The 15918-nt window shown below is 63.5% G+C and carries 20 protein-coding genes; 17 read left to right on the top strand and 3 right to left on the bottom strand.

Annotated elements, in window-relative coordinates; all coding sequences use genetic code 11:
• Nucleotides 1-35: 35 nt before the first annotated feature.
• Both B6S01_RS12755 and B6S01_RS12750 read right to left on the bottom strand, forming a co-directional pair.
• Nucleotides 36-440, bottom strand: coding sequence for an HIRAN domain-containing protein (locus B6S01_RS12755; protein WP_157704819.1), 405 nt, complete (start codon nucleotides 438-440; stop codon nucleotides 36-38).
• Entirely contained in the window at nucleotides 437-1132 is a 696-nt protein-coding gene (locus B6S01_RS12750; protein WP_037464150.1) for a helix-turn-helix domain-containing protein, read from the bottom strand. The genes B6S01_RS12755 and B6S01_RS12750 overlap by 4 nt, the downstream gene beginning before the upstream one ends.
• A 101-nt stretch (nucleotides 1133-1233) precedes the next feature.
• Here B6S01_RS12750 and B6S01_RS12745 point away from each other — a divergent pair, with 101 nt between their 5' ends.
• Entirely contained in the window at nucleotides 1234-1512 is a 279-nt protein-coding gene (locus B6S01_RS12745; protein ID WP_051908178.1) for an XRE family transcriptional regulator, read from the top strand.
• On the top strand, nucleotides 1512-1796 hold the full coding sequence (locus tag B6S01_RS12740; RefSeq protein WP_037464148.1) for a hypothetical protein: 285 nt from the start codon (nucleotides 1512-1514) through the stop codon (nucleotides 1794-1796). Before B6S01_RS12745 ends, B6S01_RS12740 begins: the two co-directional genes overlap by 1 nt.
• On the opposite strand, the gene B6S01_RS12735 is transcribed toward B6S01_RS12740, so the two are convergent.
• Complete coding sequence (locus B6S01_RS12735) at nucleotides 1774-2004, bottom strand: hypothetical protein (RefSeq protein ID WP_037464146.1); 231 nt, start codon at nucleotides 2002-2004, stop codon at nucleotides 1774-1776. The genes B6S01_RS12740 and B6S01_RS12735 overlap by 23 nt on opposite strands.
• 108 nt (nucleotides 2005-2112) lie before the next feature.
• Between B6S01_RS12735 and B6S01_RS12730 the strand changes: the two genes are divergently transcribed.
• The 15 genes from B6S01_RS12730 (at nucleotide 2113) to B6S01_RS12660 (ending at nucleotide 15917) form a co-directional block, all read left to right on the top strand.
• The gene (locus B6S01_RS12730) at nucleotides 2113-2616 is read left to right on the top strand and encodes a phage regulatory CII family protein (RefSeq protein ID WP_037464145.1); all 504 of its coding nucleotides are present in this window, start codon (nucleotides 2113-2115) and stop codon (nucleotides 2614-2616) included.
• A complete protein-coding gene (locus tag B6S01_RS12725) occupies nucleotides 2613-3293 on the top strand; it encodes a hypothetical protein (protein WP_037464144.1) in 681 nt (226 codons plus the stop codon). Before B6S01_RS12730 ends, B6S01_RS12725 begins: the two co-directional genes overlap by 4 nt.
• On the top strand, nucleotides 3290-3748 hold the full coding sequence (locus B6S01_RS12720) for a hypothetical protein (RefSeq protein WP_037464140.1): 459 nt from the start codon (nucleotides 3290-3292) through the stop codon (nucleotides 3746-3748). The genes B6S01_RS12725 and B6S01_RS12720 overlap by 4 nt, the downstream gene beginning before the upstream one ends.
• A 2-nt stretch (nucleotides 3749-3750) precedes the next feature.
• Complete coding sequence (locus tag B6S01_RS12715) at nucleotides 3751-4497, top strand: hypothetical protein (RefSeq protein ID WP_197053209.1); 747 nt, start codon at nucleotides 3751-3753, stop codon at nucleotides 4495-4497.
• Nucleotides 4494-4688 (top strand): hypothetical protein, encoded by a 195-nt coding sequence (locus B6S01_RS21075; protein WP_037464137.1) that lies wholly within the window; start codon nucleotides 4494-4496, stop codon nucleotides 4686-4688. Before B6S01_RS12715 ends, B6S01_RS21075 begins: the two co-directional genes overlap by 4 nt.
• Complete coding sequence (gene ssb, locus B6S01_RS12705; RefSeq protein ID WP_037464237.1) at nucleotides 4685-5125, top strand: single-stranded DNA-binding protein; 441 nt, start codon at nucleotides 4685-4687, stop codon at nucleotides 5123-5125. The genes B6S01_RS21075 and ssb overlap by 4 nt, the downstream gene beginning before the upstream one ends.
• A 93-nt stretch (nucleotides 5126-5218) precedes the next feature.
• Nucleotides 5219-8236, top strand: coding sequence for a phage/plasmid primase, P4 family (locus B6S01_RS12700; protein ID WP_169802867.1), 3018 nt, complete (start codon nucleotides 5219-5221; stop codon nucleotides 8234-8236).
• Nucleotides 8237-8697: 461 nt separating this feature from the next.
• Nucleotides 8698-9156 carry a hypothetical protein gene (locus tag B6S01_RS12695; protein WP_094182617.1) on the top strand — a complete coding sequence of 153 codons (459 nt, stop codon included), beginning with the start codon at nucleotides 8698-8700 and terminating at the stop codon, nucleotides 9154-9156.
• 164 nt (nucleotides 9157-9320) lie between these two features.
• Complete coding sequence (locus B6S01_RS12690) at nucleotides 9321-9752, top strand: HNH endonuclease signature motif containing protein (protein ID WP_081570401.1); 432 nt, start codon at nucleotides 9321-9323, stop codon at nucleotides 9750-9752.
• Nucleotides 9709-10188 (top strand): hypothetical protein, encoded by a 480-nt coding sequence (locus B6S01_RS12685; RefSeq protein ID WP_051908174.1) that lies wholly within the window; start codon nucleotides 9709-9711, stop codon nucleotides 10186-10188. The genes B6S01_RS12690 and B6S01_RS12685 overlap by 44 nt, the downstream gene beginning before the upstream one ends.
• A gap of 73 nt (nucleotides 10189-10261) precedes the next feature.
• Nucleotides 10262-11968: a terminase large subunit gene (locus B6S01_RS12680; protein WP_231567969.1), complete on the top strand. Its 1707-nt coding sequence runs from the start codon at nucleotides 10262-10264 to the stop codon at nucleotides 11966-11968.
• Between the two features lie 17 nt (nucleotides 11969-11985).
• Nucleotides 11986-13332, top strand: a complete 1347-nt coding sequence (locus B6S01_RS12675; RefSeq protein ID WP_234810765.1) for a phage portal protein — start codon at nucleotides 11986-11988, stop codon at nucleotides 13330-13332.
• A gap of 2 nt (nucleotides 13333-13334) precedes the next feature.
• A complete protein-coding gene (locus B6S01_RS12670) occupies nucleotides 13335-14048 on the top strand; it encodes an HK97 family phage prohead protease (protein ID WP_037464123.1) in 714 nt (237 codons plus the stop codon).
• A gap of 13 nt (nucleotides 14049-14061) precedes the next feature.
• The gene (locus B6S01_RS12665) at nucleotides 14062-15429 is read left to right on the top strand and encodes a phage major capsid protein (protein WP_231567968.1); all 1368 of its coding nucleotides are present in this window, start codon (nucleotides 14062-14064) and stop codon (nucleotides 15427-15429) included.
• A gap of 83 nt (nucleotides 15430-15512) precedes the next feature.
• On the top strand, nucleotides 15513-15917 hold the full coding sequence (locus tag B6S01_RS12660) for a hypothetical protein (RefSeq protein ID WP_051908172.1): 405 nt from the start codon (nucleotides 15513-15515) through the stop codon (nucleotides 15915-15917).
• The last annotated feature ends 1 nt before the right edge of the window (nucleotide 15918 follow it).

Raw genomic sequence — 15918 nt, 5'->3', positions numbered from 1 at the left:
CCATATCGGTGTTACATGTCAACACCGATATGGTGTCAGTCGTCGGGGTAGATCTCGTCTGGCCACCAGTCGGCATCTTCCGATCCCGGCGGAGGCCAGTCGAAAGCGCGGGAATCGTTCGGTTCCGGCAACACCGGCTCGGTGCCATCCAAGTGCGCTCGGACGATCGCGCCCCACTGTGCCTTTTCTTGGAATATTGCGCTCACGCCGCCGCGACTCAGTGCGCTGCCGATCAGCTGGGCGCGTTCCGCTCGGATATAGCCGATCTGAATATGGCGGTCCGAATAGACCGCTACCGCTTGTGGGTCGACGGGGTTCTTCGGCTCGGGCACGAGATGGACAGGCTCGCCGGGCAGGCAAAGCGCGATCTCAAACCGGCGGGTTGGCCCCTTTTTGTTAGGGTGATCAGCGCCAACAACGGCGAGGGATAGACGCTTCAAAGCTCGCGCCACGTCCCAATTGCGCGGCCATGAATGCGCAACTCGTCGGCATCGACCTCGAAGTCTGGGCCGCCGGCAACCTTGTTGTCCGAAGAGATGACAATTCGGCCCTGCCCTGCCGCGCGGAGACGCTTCAAGCCATGCGCCCCGAAGTGATCAATCCAGTAAATGCCGTGCATACGGGTTAAAGTTCGTTCCGAAGTATCGATCAGTATCCGATCCGCCGTGCGGAGCGTGGGTTCCATGCTGTCGCCGACACCTCGCACTTGCCGAATGTGCTGAAATGGCGTGCGCGTGAGTGACCGCAGAAGGCCGATGTCCCACCTTACCGTTTCCTCCTCGATCATCTCCTCGATCAGAGTGCCCGGCCCCATCGAAAGGGCAAGGTTAAGTGAGATGATTTCTGCCGTTCCATCATCAGCAGAAGCGTTTCGCGTCGGCAGTATGTCAGGCGCCGGATGATAATCTTCGCCGCTAGCAGCTGCTGTCCCGGCTGCACCAGGCGTGATGATATCCCCGACTGGCACGCCTAAAGCGCGGGCCGCTTTCTCAATCCAATCCGTCGTTAAGCCGCGCTGGCCCTTTTCCAAGCGTTCGACCTGTTGTGGCGTCGTATCCATGCGCTTCGCCAGCTCGGGTCGCGCCCAGCCTTTGGCTTCGCGGAAAGCGGCAATGTTGTTGGCAATGGTCATACCGCCTCTTGCACCAATTTGGTGCGCAGCGCCCATACGCCAATTTGGTGTTGACAGATTGGTGCGATCGACACCATATCGGTGTCATACGGAGGTATGACATGCTGCTTCAGGATTGGTTGGCCCGCGAAGGGCTGACTTTCGGTCAGTTCGGTGGCGCGATCGCGCGCAGTGCCGAAGCGGTGCGCCGCTACGCTAATGGGGAACGCATTCCCGACCGCGAAACTATGACGGCGATAGTCCGGGAGACTGGCGGTCATGTCACGCCGAACGATTTCTATGGGCTTACTGCTCATGGTGATGATGTTTCGCCTGTAGATGCTGAGCCGTCTCCCGGCAAAATGCGGAACTTTGCCGCCCCCGAGAGTGAGGCGGCGTGATGCAGCGGTTCAAGCCCATCGCATGGCTGCCGGGCGCAGCCGCCCAAGCCAACGAACCGAACGCTTTCCCGTCGCCGAAGGCGCAGCGGGTCGAGCTTCAGCGCATCGAAGCGGCCTGCGCCATGATCGGGAATGCGGCGGCCGATGAGGCCGATCTACGTGCGGCCTTCCTGACGATCGGCTCCGCCCTCTGCACCGAAAAGCAGCGAACCGCCGCGCTCTATCAGCAAGTGCAGGCAATGGAGAGCGAGATCGCCCGCCTCAAGAGCGAGGTTCCCGCATGATCCCCTTCAGCCAATCCATTCCTTCGGCCAGCGCCTCGCCGCTCGCCGTGTCGACATCGTTTTCCGCCTTAAGCAGATCATCGATGCGCGCGGTCGCTCGCCGTAGCACCGTCGGGCTGAAGTCGGGGCCTAGCCGGTCATCCAGTTCGCGCAGGATCTCCGCGACGACGAAAAAGGCGGTGACGGCTTCCGACGCGGTATCGTTCAATTTTCTGTCCCTTCGTGCTGGGTGTGACAGCCGCACGATAGCCGAAGGGGGCGCGGCTCACAGCCTGGTTGTGAATATTTGTCGCCGTGCCCCCGGAGGGCTGGCCGCATGAGCCGGTCCCTCGCCCTCACGCCGGAACAGCAGTCTGGCAAAGCATCATTCAAAGCCTTGGTGAAGAGCTTCGGCGGTCAGGATGCGGCCGCAGAGGAGACCGGCGTCCGGCGGCAGAAGATTAGTGACATGGGTCTCGCCAATGTCGCCGAATCGCCCACGCTCGACCTGATCGACGCCCTGGAAGCTCGCACCGTCGGAATGCCCGGCTGGCCGCATGTCACCAGCTGGCTCTGCCGGCGGCGCGGCGGCGTGTTCGTGCCGCTGCCGCAGGGCGACGACGATGCGGACGGCATGATGCTGACGGTCGCGGAGCTGGCTGGCGAGCTGGGCGATGTTTCCCGCGCCGTGTCCGAAGCAGTCGCCTCGACTGGCGATGGCGGCCGCGATGTCACCGAACAGGAGGCCCTCGCCGCTCTGCGCGAGCTGGATGGGCTGGACCGCACCTCGGCGCAGCTGCGCCTGAAACTCACCGCAAAACTGAAGGGAGCGAACGCATGACGGATGTCGCAAACTATCGTCATTTCTCGATCGAGGCCGTCGTGCCTGCCGGATGGGGCGCTCTGGGTGGCGGCCGCGACCTGATCGGCACCTGCGCCGTCAAGCATCGCGGCTACTGGGACGATCGCCTGTGCAGCGTCGGCTCGCTCGCCCTGGCCGATTGGATCATGGAGCATCAGGAGCTTGTGGCGAAGCCCAAGCTGGGCACTCATCCCCTGAACAGCGGCACAATGATTGAGCGGGTTCTCATCGGCGACGTCCTGCCCAGCGATGAATTCGCCCTCGCCCTCGCCAACATGACCGAGGGCGTCGTTCTTCCCGAAATGTTCGGCCAGATCGAGGCCGACACGACATCATCCGCGTCGCAGGCCCTTGGCGCGGATGAGAAGGCACCGGCGGCCGCACCTGTATCCCCCTGTCAGGATGCGGCCCCGGTGCCTTCAGATGATCGCACCGCCGAATTGCCGCCGCTTGGCGCACTGGGCGGGCCGCTGCCTTCCGGGAGGCTATTCCACCCGATCGCTGATAGCCGGTTCCCCCAAGGCTTCGTGCTGACCGGCTGCGGCATGTCGCTGTGTCTGGACGAAAGCACCGCCAAGGCGATGCAGGCTGCGCTAGCCGATGGCATCGCGCATATTCAGCATGTCCGCCGCGCGGGTCTGGCGGTGGCGGCATGATCATCGCGGAATCCATGCTCGATAAGTGGCTGCGGGAAGCCAAGGCGGGGGAGACCATCGTCTATGCCCGCGCCACTTTTCTGACGCCCAACAAGGTCACTCGGCGGCTGTATGAGCTGGCGCAGACCGGCCATGTGGAGCTGAAGCGAAGCCGCCGTCAACATGGGCCTGGCGATGAAAATCTCCATTACATCGCCAAGCGCCTTGGCAAGCCGCTGCCCGGATCTTCGCCCGCGAAAGGTGGTACGCGGATCGTAAAGGGAATTCTGCCCCTGCCTGCCAAACCGCAGGACCGTCGCTACACTTCTCATGCGTCCGTGGTGCGCGAGATTGAACCGCAGGTGCGTGAGCTGCTTGCCGAAGGGCATGCCCGCAGCGCGGCGCGGCTTGCGCGCACGCTCGGGCTTTACAGCCACAATCCCGTTGTTCGGGTGCTGGAAAGGCTGGCGGCGTAAACATGACTGACCGCGTAACCGGGCAGAACCGCTCCACCGCCGTCATGCAGCGCCGCCGCGTCGCGCCTGACAGCCTTGACTATTTCCCAACGCCGCCATTCGCCACGCGCGCCCTGTGCGAGTTTCTGGAGAATGTCGTGGAGGAGCCGATCGAGCTGCAGCGCGCCTGGGAGCCAGCATGTGGCGAGTTGCATATGGTGCGGCCGCTGCGCGAATATTTCGCCGATGTCCGCGCCAGCGATGTTCACGCCTATGGCGACAATGAGCTGATCGACTTCCCTTTCACTGGCGGCATGGAGCCGCAGACGGACTGGGTCATCACCAACCCACCGTTCAAATTAGCCGAGGCCTTCATCCAGACAGGCCTACGGGTCGCGGGACGTGGCGTGGCGATGCTGCTGCGGGGAGCATTCCTCGAAGGGCAGGATCGCTACGCCACGCTCTTCGACAAAACACCGCCGGACTATGTGCTGCAATTTGTCGAGCGCGTAGCGATGCTGGAAGGTCGCTTGATCCGATACGGCGACCTAGATCCCTTCGCTGAAAAGGCTGGCACCCGCGTGTCCACGGCCACGAGCTACTGCTGGTTCGTCTGGCTGGGCAGTGGATTTGAGCAGCGCGACACGCGCCTGCGCTGGATCGCGCCCTGCCGCCGCCGGCTGGAGCGGCCCGGCGACTATCCCGACTATTCGCACATGCTCGCGGCTGACGCCAATGGCGGCGGCCTGTTCGCGGAGCGCGCGGCATGACGGTCAAGCTCAACCGCTGCCGCTGCGGCCGGATGCCCGGCGTGCGGACCTGTCGCGTCGCCGAGGATGCGATTGAGACATGGGTGGAGTGCGCGGGTTGCCGCGCCCGCAGTCCCAAAATCGAAGACGCCTATGCCGATCCGGAGTCGGCAGCGGCGCAATGGAACTCTGGCAAGGGAACGAAGTGGTGACTGCAAATCTGAACAAGGCCCAGCTGATCGGCTTCCTCGGCGAAGATCCAAAGAGCGCCGACATGCAGCGTGGCGGATCGGTCGTCACGCTGAGCGTAGGCACCACCGAATATTGGAAGGAGCAGGGGAGCGGCGAGCGGAAGAGCGCGACCGAGTGGCATCGTGTCGTGATCTTCAATGAAGCCCTCGGCAAAACTGCCATGTCCTATCTTCGCAAGGGCAGCGCCGTCTATGTGGAGGGCACTATCCGCTCACGCCGCTATACCGACCGGCAGCAGGTGGAACGCAAGGTGACCGAGATCATCGTGCCGAAGTTTGGCGGCGCGCTCGGCCTGATGGACCGTCGCCGTGATGATGCGGGCGGCCGTGCCGACGCCGATCGCGGCCGCCCCGGCAATGATCAGCAGCCCGACCTGGACGACGAAGTGCCCTTCTAACCGCAGGCGCTCGCCAAGCCTGCGGCGACGCCATGATATGCACGATCAACTGACCGGGAGCGGGTGCGCTTTGCCGGGGGGAATTTTTTGACTGTGAACCGCTCTGCACCACTATTGTCACCGCTCGGCCAAGCTGCGCTGAGCTACGCCCGCCGGGGCTGGCCGGTGTTTCCATGCCGGGAGAAAAGCGAAACCGTCGAGACTTTCGGCGGAAAGAAGCGCGAGCTGAAAGCCAAGTCGCCTTACGGCGGCAGCGGCGTGAAGGATGCGACCACCGACGAACAGGTCATCACCGGATGGTGGAAGAAATGGCCCAACGCCATGATCGGCGTCGCCATGGGGCGCAACGGGCTGTTCGCCCTGGACTTCGACCCGCGCATTGATGAGACGACGGGCGAGGTTTTCACGCTCGACACGCTTAAGGCGGCGCTGATCGAGCAGATGGGTTGCGATCTGCCCAAGAGCCTGACGGCGATGACCCAGAGCGGCGGGGTCCATGTCTACCTGCTGCAACCGAACGACGGCGGGGAGCCGATCCGCAACCGGGGCAACCTACCCAAGCATGTCGATGTGCGCGGGCTTGGCGGCTATGTCGTTGCCCCTCCCAGCATCCTCTATCATGAGGATGGCAGCGAGGGCCGCTATGAGTGGCTATCGAACCGGCATGATGACCCCGTGGACGCGCCAGCCTCGCTTGTGGAGATCCTGCGATCGAAGGGCAGGAAAACTGCCCCTGCCAACGAGCGGCCGCAGCCCGTGCCGCAAACGTCCACCTCGGCCGAAGCGCCCCGTGCCGCCGACCTGACCCAGGCGGAGCAGGATGCTATCCGCAAATACGGGCTGTCGGCGTTGGAGGAAGAGTGCCGCCTGATCCGGTCCGCCGCGTCCGGTGCGCGCAATGCTCAGCTGAACGAAAGCGCGTTCAACATCGGCACGCTGGTCAAATCCACGCCCTTCCCGGCGGTCGATGCGCGGTTCGCCCGCTCCGCGATCGAGGCGGCCGCCCGCGACAATCCCGGTGATGATGATGAGCAGCAACTCCACGCCACCATCAACAGCGGCTGGACCGCCGGGGAGGCAACTCCCCGTGATCTAACCAACGTCGCGTCGCGCGCGCGCCAGCGCGCGGCGCGGCCGCATCGATCATCCCGGCCCTCTGCCTCTGCCTCCGCACCTCCCCCTTCGACTGATAATGGCGAACCACGCTCCCAAGCGGGAGGGGATAGGGCCATAGGCGAGCGAAAGGGGCTGGGGGACGATATAGACCCTGAGCTGACGCTGAAATGCGCGCGGTACCCTATGACCGACCTAGGCAACCTCGAACGGTTCCTTGCGCGCTACGGGCAGGATTTCTTCTGCGTCGCCGCGTGGGCGGAAAGCTCCTCGTCGCCCGGCTACATCGCATGGGACCGGACCCGCTGGAACCGGAGCATGGCGGACGCCCTATTCGGCCGCGCGGCGCAGGAGACGATGCGCCTGATACAGGATGAAGCGGCCTTCATTCGCGCCAGCGGTGTGCCGTTTCCGCCAGAGGAAGGCGATCTGCCCGACCCGGACGCCGACTCGGTCGAAGAGGAGGCGGAGCCTGATGACACTGAAGAGCGCGAGCCGGGCTGGGCTGAAAAGCAGTTTCTGAAGGCGGAGGAAAAGCGCCACGCTCGCCGTAGCGCCATGTGGTATTTGCAGCGGAGCCTTGCCCGAAAGACGCGCCACGACGGGCCGCGCCACGACTTCATCTTTCAAGTGAAGAGCAACGGCGACATCGTGCTGTTTTCCGACAAGCTGGCGGCGTGGGGCCGCACTTCGGAGAGCAGCGGCCATATTGAGTGTCTGCGCAAGCTCGCGCCGCCTCGCCTTTCCGCGCGGCCGGAGGAGTTCGACGCCGAGCCGCTGGCGCTGAACGTCCAGAACGGCACGCTGATCTTCCATCGCCCTGACGGAGATACGCCGGCGCGCGTCGAGTTGCGTGAGCATAGGCGTGAGGACAAGATTACGAAGATTGCCAAGGCGAGTTATGATCCGGCGGCCGACTGTCCCCAGTTCAATGCCTTTCTCGCCCAGGTGCAGCCGCCCGACGATATGCGCGAATGGCTGATGCGCTGGTCGGGCTACAATGCCCTCGGCATTGCTGACGCCCAGGTCATGGCGCTGTTCTACGGGGAGGGGTCGAACGGCAAGGGCGTGTGGGTTCAGACTCATGCGCACATCCTTGGTGACTATGCCTGGGCGACCGGCATTGAGACGTTCATGGATTCCGGCTTCAAGCGGAATGGCGGCGGTCCATCGCCGCATCTGGCCGCGCTTGCCGGTCGCCGCATGGTCTATGCCAATGAGCCGGAGGACAATTCAAAATTCTCCGACGGCCTTGTGAAGTCGCTCACCTCCGACGAACCGATCGGCGGCGTGCGCGAGCTGTATGGCCCCGCCTTTGAGCTGCTGATCACCTTCACCAACACCGTGATGGCGAACAATCTGCCGCGCATCGGCACCGACTTCGGCATCCGTCGGCGCATGCAGGTTGTGCCCTGGACCATCATCATTCCGAAGGATCAGCAAGATCCTCTGCTCAAGGCAAAGCTGCGGGCTGAAATGTCGGGCATCCTCAATCAGATGATCCGGGGCGCGCTGGCCTATCTCTCCGAAGGCCTGACGATGCCGGAGGCGATGATCGAAGCCACCCAAGCCTATCATGAAGACAACGACCTGTTGGGCCAGTTCCTGACGATGTGCGTCGCCCGCGACCCCGGCAACACCGTCGGATCGACGGCGCTGCATGAGGTGTTTGCGGCGTGGCAGACATGGTCTGAGAACCTTCCCCAGACGGGGAAGCCGTGGTCTTCCAAGAAGCTCAGGCAGGAAATGGAGCGCAAGAGCTTCAAGATCAACAAGTCGAACACGATGAAGTGGCAGGACATTGCCCTGCGCTTCGATCCGATCGACTTCGTCTGCGATGGGAAACCGGTGGAGAGCGATTTGCCCGCACCTCGCTATCCCGACAAGCCTTCTGCGGGTCTGCCGGCGGGTGCGCCGCCTCCAGATGGCGGAAGGCCCCCCGTGCCCCCCTCGGCACTCCCTCCGGTGAGTTTCGATGATGACGATCTGCCGCCTTGATCCTCCCACGCTCCCTGTTTCGGGAGGTTTGCTTTCCATCGTTTTTCGCAGTTTTCCGCCACTTCGGGAGCATGTGGGAGCATGGGAGGCAATCCGACGAAACTTAACGAGGGGAAATAAGGGCGTGTGCTTTTGCCCCTCTGCCCTCGCCCCTGACGCGACCTGATGCGAGCATCCACCATGATCAGCCAACCGCCTTGACCCTCCCTCTCTCCCAACTGCGGGAGGATTGCGTATCCTCATTTTCCGCAGATTTCCGCGAGTTTGGGAGCTTGCGGGAGCTTGGGAGGGAGTTCGACTAAATCCCACGGGCGCGCACGCACACGCGCGTTACACATGCGCGCACCCGCGCGCTGAATTATCAGGATATTCCTCCCATGCTCCCACACGACGAACAAACTACTGATATTATTACGTATCTTCCTCCCATATCTCCCTCCCAAGAGAGGGAGGAAGGGAGGTTGTATAGCTTTGCCGATGTGGAAGAGCGCCTGGTGGAAGCCATGCTGGTCATGAAGCGGCTGTCCGACCGGGAAGCGGGCTGGCTGCGGGTGAAGGCCAGCTGGCCGGACATCATCCGCGAGCGGGAGCTGGGCGACTATGATGCCCGTGGCTATCTCGGCAACAGCTCCGACATTCCCTTGAAGCCGCTGCCTGCCACGCGGAAGGACATTGGCATGATGGAGGAGGCGTTCGCCTGGGTGCTGGCTGCGAAGCCCGATGACCGGCGGCTGATCGCGCTGGCCATTGGCGCGCTTGCGCGGGGCGAGAAGCGCGTGCCATGGATGAAGCTGTTGCGCCCAATGGGGCTGACGCTAGGCGCGCACGGCCTGCGCAAGCGATATGAGCGGTCCATGCGTGCTGTCGTGAAGACCGCGAACGCCCGATTGGCCGGGGCTGTTGCATGTCAAACGGTATAAGTTGCGGCCCGATAATTAAGTTTGTCCACTTCTCGGCCTGTTTCTGCCTATAGCTATCTACGCTTGGGGACGGCCTATGGCTGTTCAAGGCATCCTCTCCTAAACTCGACAACGCCCAGCCTGGCCCCCCGCCTCGCTGGGCGTTGTCATTTGCAGGCGCGATCATGGGAAAGCTGAAGGCTCTCGGTTCCCGCCTCGGCGGGATGCCTGCGAAGGTGAAGGCCGCGCCCAAGGTGGCGGAAGGGTTCTACTCCTCGCCAGAGTGGCGCGGGCTGGTTGCGGACATCAAGCGCGAGCGCGGCAACCGCTGCGAGCGGGCAGGCTGTCCGACCCCGACGCATCGGATCATCGCTGATCACATCGTCGAGCGGAAGGATGGCGGCGCGGACCTCGACGCGAGCAACGTCGAGCTGCTCTGCTTCACCCATCACCAGCAGAAGACGGCGGCGGCGCGGGCGGCGCGGGCGCAGGGTCGGACATGGGGGGTGGGTCGAAAGTCTAGGGGTCCGGCGGCCCTATTACCGCCGCCCCTCTCATTCAGGGATTTTTTTCTTGGGCGACGTATTTTTGAGCGGAGTGGTCGACCTGTTCGGTGACCCGATCCCGGCGTCGCGCGGGAAGAAGGGGCGGCCGCCTCATGTGCCAACCGCAGAAAACCGCCGTTTTGTGCAGCTTTCGCTTGCCTGTGGTCATGATGAAGAGGCTATCGCCGCCGCGTTGCAGATCACCGTGCGGACACTGAACCGCCATTATTTTCATGAGCTTGGCGGCAAGGCATCGGCCCGCCTCAAGCTCGAAATGAAGAACATGGCGGCCATGGTCGCCCAGGTGGAGGCGGGCAGCGTGGCTGCCATGTCGCTGCTCGACAAGAAGATGGAGCGCCTGCGCCTCCAGAGCCTGTCGGACAAGTTCACCGATCGTCCCGCCAAGGCTGCCTCGCAAAAGCCGATCGGGATCAAGGCTGCCGCGAAGGAAGCCGCTGGCAAGGTCACCGGCAAATTTGCCCCGCCGGCGGCGCCGCGCCTGAACTGAGGCTGCTGTGCAGCCGGTTTGGTCGACCGCGTGCCCGGATTGGCGCGAGAGGATTGTTGAGCGGCGCTCGTTGGTGCCGTTCGATCCACTCTTTCCTGACGAGGCGGAGGCGGCGCTTACTGTCTTCAAGTCGTTGCAGATCACCGATCTGCCCTATGATGCCGAGCTGGGGCGTTATCCGACCTTCGGGGAGGTAAGCGAGCCATTCGTTTTCGAGTTCGTGGGCGCGATCTTCGGCGCCTATAATCCGGATACGGCGCGGCGTCTTATCAACGAATTCCTGCTGCTGATCAGCAAGAAGAACTCGAAATCGACCATTGCGGCGGGGATCGCCGTGACCGCGATCGTGCGCAACTGGCGCCACTCGGCCGAGCTGCTGGTGCTGGCACCAACCAAGGAGGTAGCGAACAACGTCTTCACCCCGGCAATGGGGATGGTCCGCGAAGATCCTGAGCTGAACCTGCTGCTCCACATCGTGGAGAACCAGCGGACTATCAAACATCGGGTTACCCGCGCCGAGTTGAAGGTAGTCGCCGCTGACACGGACATCGTGTCGGGCAAGAAGGCGGCGTTCATCATCGTCGAAGAGCTATGGCTGTTCGGCAAGATGCCTCGCGCCGATGCCATGCTGATGGAGGCCACGGGCGGCCTGGTGTCGAGGCCAGAAGGCTTTGTGGTTTACCTGTCGACACATAGCGATGAGGCCCCGGCGGGCGTCTTCGCCTCCAAGCTGTCGCTGTTCCGCGAGATCCGCGACGGGACAGTGACGGACCTGCGGAAATTCGGGATGCTCTATGAGTTTCCGGAGGCGATGATCGAGGCCGAGGCTTATCTCGACCCTGAAAATTTCTATGTGACGAACCCGAATATCGGCCGCTCGGTCGACGCCGAATGGCTGATGGGCAAGCTCATAGAGGCCCAGCGCGAAGGCTCTGGCGCGCTTCAGATCTTCCTGGCGAAGCACCTGAACGTGGAAATCGGCCTTCGGCTGAGCCGTCACCGCTGGCGCGGGGCGGATTCGTGGGAGGCAGCGGGCGACAAGACGCTGACGCTGGAAGAGCTGCTGCGCCGGTGTGAGGTCGTGGTGATCGGCATCGACGGCGGCGGCTTGGACGATCTCTTTGGCCTGTGCGTCGCAGGGCGAGAGCGCGGCACCCGCAGGTGGCTTTTCTGGTTCCGCGCCTGGGCATGGCCGGAGGTGTTCACGCGCCGCCAGTCGGAAGAGAGCGTCCTACAGAATTTTGTGGATGACGGATCGCTGATCAAAGTCGGCCACAATGGCGGTCCGGCGCTCGAAGAATGGGGCGACCTCGATTTCGAGGATGGTTCATCCTCCGAAGAGGACGTGTCGGAAATCGTCGCAGTCATCGAGCAGGTCAAGGCGAGCGGACTGTTGCCGGACAAGGGGGCCATTGGCCTCGATCCGCAGGGCGTCGGCGCGCTGGTCGACGCGCTCGCGGAGATAGGTTTGGTCCACCCGCAGGTTGTCGCGGTGAGCCAGGGCTTTCGCCTGTCGTCGGCCGTCTGGTCGATGGAGCGGAAGCTCAAGCTGAAAATGGTCGTGCATGACGGCTCGCGCATGATGGCGTGGTGCGTCGGCAATGCGAAGGCAGAGCAGAAAGGGAATGCCGTGCTGATTACCAAGGAATCGGCCGGCAAGGCCAAGATCGACCCGCTGATCGCCGGTTTTAACGCTGCGAAGCTGCTGGAGGCCAACCCGGCGGCGCAGGGCGGCAACCTGGATGACTTCATCGCCCAGATGAAGCCGAAAGCCGCCTGATGGCAAATTGGCAGTGGATGGGAAGCGCGCTGCGCTGGTTCGGCACCGGGGACAGCGGCAAGCTCAGCGGTGCGCCCGAAGATGAACCGAGCCGCCGCGCAATTCGGCGCGGCTACGCCTCCGACTCTGCCGGGCAGGTTGTAAACCAGCGCACCACGCTCGGTCTGCCGACAGCATGGGCTTGCGTCCGCCTCAAATCCGATGTTGTCGGTTCGATGGGTATGGGCGTTCACGAAAAGGCCAGTGATGGTGGCCGCGTCGATCGCACCGACCATTGGCTCTACGACCTGGTGCATGAGGAGCCGAACCGGGATCAGACCGCGTCTGAATTCTGGTCGAGCATGGTTGCCTGCGTCGATCTCTGGGGCAACGGCTATGCCGAAAAGGAGATGCTGGGGCAGCGGGTGACCGCGCTGACGCCCATGGCGCCCCATCTGGTGAAGGTCTGCCGGAACAACAATAACGAGCGGGTTTATCACTTTACCGACCGGGGGAAGGTCGAAGAGCTGCCTGCTGATAAGGTGTTCCACCTGCGCGGCGTCACGCTGGGCGGCGATCAGGGCCTCTCCGCGATTGAGCTGGGCCGCCGGACCTTCGGCAGTGCGATTGCCGCGAACAAGACGGCAGCGGACACGTTCCACGGCGGCCTGCAGCTATCCGGCTTCATGGAAACCGGGGCGCAGTCGCTCAAGCCTGAGCAGCGCGCCGACCTGATCGAGATTTTCGACGCCTTCCGAGGTGACGCAATGCGCGGCCGCATCGTGCCGCTGGAGAAGGATTTCAAATTTTCGCCTCTGCGCATGAACCCGTCGGAGGTTCAGCTGCTGGAGTCGCGGTCATGGGACGTGGAGGAAATCTGTCGCTGGTTCGGCATGTTCCCGATCCTCATCGGCCACGCGGCCAAGGGGCAGACCATGTGGGGATCGGGCGTGGAGCAGATCCTGCTCGGTTGGCAGACCCTGCTGCTCAACCCGCTTCTGCGCCGCATCGAGCAGGCTGTGAAGCAGCAGCTTCTGCCGCGTGGCGAGCGCAAGCGGGTCTATGCCGAGATCAACCGCGAAGCGCTGATGGCGGCCGACAGCGCAGCCCGCGCCGCGCTCTACTCGGCCTTCGGGCAGAACGGCGTGATGACGCGGGGCGAAATGCGTCGGCGCGAAAATCTGCCCGCTATGCCCGGCGACGATTTCCTGACCGTGCAGTCGAACCTGGTGCCGCTCGATCAGCTCGGATCGTTGACGCCCGAACAAGGCGCGCGGTCCGCCCTGCTGAACCTGCTGTTCGGCGGTGACGTGGATGGAATGATCGACGCGCGCGTGAAGGCGGCGATGCTTGGCCACAACGGTGGCCCCAAACTGGAGGACTGACGATGCGGTTGCATCCCCAATTCGGTCGCAAGCACAGCGGCGCCCTCAAGGTCCGCGACTTCGACTTTGACATCAAGGCCGTCGAGGAGGACGGCAGTTTCAACGGCTATGGCTCCGTCTTCGGGGTGGTCGACAGTTATCAGGAAGTGGTCGCCAAGGGCGCGTTCGCGGATAGTCTTGCCGAGCTGGCGCGCAAAGGCCGCCCGGTCCCGGTGCTGTGGCAGCATCGGTCGAGCGAGCCGATCGGCGCGTGGAGCGACCTCCGCGAGGACGATCATGGCTTGTTCGGCAAGGGAAGCATCCTGCTCGATGCTGGCGACATGGAGCGGCGCGCCTATGCGCACATGAAGGCGCGCACGGTGACTGGCCTGTCGATCGGCTATTGGGTCCGCGAGTCGAGCTATGACGAAAAGACCGGCATCCGCACCCTGACCAAACTGGACCTTGTGGAGATCAGCCTCGTCACCTTCCCCGCCAATGACGACGCGCGAGTGGAGGCGGTGAAATTCAAGCTCGCTCACGGCGAGCTGCCCACGGATCGAGAATACGAGAAGTTCCTGCGGGAGGCAGGCTTCTCGAAGACGCGCGCCGCCGGCCTCGTCGGCCACGGCCTCGCGGAAATGCGTCGGAGGGAGTCCGACCGCGAAGAGACGATGACCCCGGCCCTCAAGGGCCTTTCGGACACCCTGGCCGGCTTCTCGCTGAAGTCCGCCTAAGAAGGAAATCCAGATGCGACACTATATTTTCGCGGCGCTTGCCGTGACGCTGGCGCTTGTCGGCATTTCTGACGCGGCAATGGCCGCCACCACCGTTGCCCATGCAGCATCAGGCGGCGGCCACAGCCTGTTCGGCGCCGTCGCCATGGCGATGACGGCGCTTCCGATGGCACGCGAGTTCGGCCGCAAGGAAGCCGGCGGCGACGACAAAACCCTCGAAACCCTCCAGAAGCAGCTCGGTGACACGCTTGGCGAGGTGAAGGAGTTCGCCAAGGAATTCAAAGCCAAGAGCGAGGCGGGCGAAAAGGTCTCGACCGAGACCAAGGAAAAGGCCGACAAGGCTCTTTATGAGCTGGAGGGGCTGCGCGGCGAAATCACCGAGCTGTCGCAGAAGCTCGCCCAGTCGCGTCGCGGCGGTGGCGACGAAGATCAGCAGCTGAAGAGCCTCGGCCGCGAGGTCGCCAACCACGCCGATGTGAAGTCATACGTCGAGGGCGGTTGCAAGGGCACGATCGGCTTCAGCGTGAAGGCGGTCACCACGGCATCCGGTTCCGCTGGCGGCCTGATCCGTCCCGATCGCCAGACCGACATTGTCGGCCTGCCTCGCATGGGCCTGCGCGTCCGCGACCTGCTCACGCCGGGTCGCACCGACGGCAACTCGATCGAGTTCGCCAAGCAGGTGACCCGGACCAACAATGCGGCGGCCGTGGCGGAAGGCGCGCAGAAGCCCGAGTCCGTCTATGAGTGGGATGTCGATGACGCGCCGGTGCGCACGGTCGCCCACTGGATTCCGGTGTCGCGTCAGGCGATGGACGATGTGCCGCAGCTGGAAAGCCTGATCGACGGCGAACTGCGCTGGGGCCTGGATGATGTCGAAGACGCCGAGCTGCTGCTGGGCGACGGCACCGGCCAGCATCTGAACGGCCTTTACACGCAGGCAACCGCCTATTCGCAGCCGGCGGGCGTCACCATCACCGGCGAAACGAAGATCGACCGCCTCCGCCTCGCCATCTTGCAGGTCGAACTGGCCGATTTCGCTCCCGACGGCATCGTCATCCATCCGACCCAGTGGGCGAACATCGAACTGACGAAGGACGCTGCCGGCGGCTATATCTTCGCCAACCCGCAGGGCATCGCAGGTCCGGTCCTCTGGGGTCGCCCGGTCGTGCCGAGCAAGCGCATCGGCACCAGCAACTTTCTGACCGGCAATTTCAAGCTGGCTGGGCAGATCTTCGACCGGATGGACACCGAGGTCCGCATTTCCGACCAGGACCGCGATAACTTCATCAAGAATATGCTGACGGTCCGTGCGGAAAAGCGCCTCGCGCTTGTCGTGCGCCGCCCTGCTGCGCTGGTGAAGGGTTCGCTGACCATCGCCTGACCTATGAGGGCGCCGGCTATGGTCGGCGCCCCTTTTCCGATCATCGGCGCACGCTGCGCTGATGATCCGAGAAGGAGGACGACATGAGCAAAAACGCATTGGTCCTGGACGATCATTACGGCGACAACGGTTCCGTCACCGCCGGCATGATCCTCCGGAACATCACCTCGACCCGCTTCAACGAGCTGGTCAAGAAAGGCCTGGTCCGTGAGGCCACGCCCGACGAGGTGAAGGCAGGCGACCAGCACGCCTTCGAGAAGGACGAGTCCGAGCAGCTGCGCGAGGATGGCCCGACAGTCGAGGAGTATGTGGCGGCGGGCTACAAGGCGGCTAACTATCCCCCGCAAGGCTATGCATCGCGCAGCACCGAGGCGGAGATCTCCGCCGCGATCGCTGCGCAGGAGAAGGCGGGGGCGAAGCCCGAGGACAAGCAGGCGCCCGATTCCAGCAACAAGAAGGCTCCCGAAGCCAAGAACAAGGAGGCCTGAC

The organism is Sphingobium herbicidovorans (assembly GCF_002080435.1).
GTDB lineage: Bacteria > Pseudomonadota > Alphaproteobacteria > Sphingomonadales > Sphingomonadaceae > Sphingobium > Sphingobium herbicidovorans.
The sequence above is the reverse complement of the archived record's forward strand: the minus strand, read 5'-3'. Positions and strand labels throughout refer to the sequence as shown.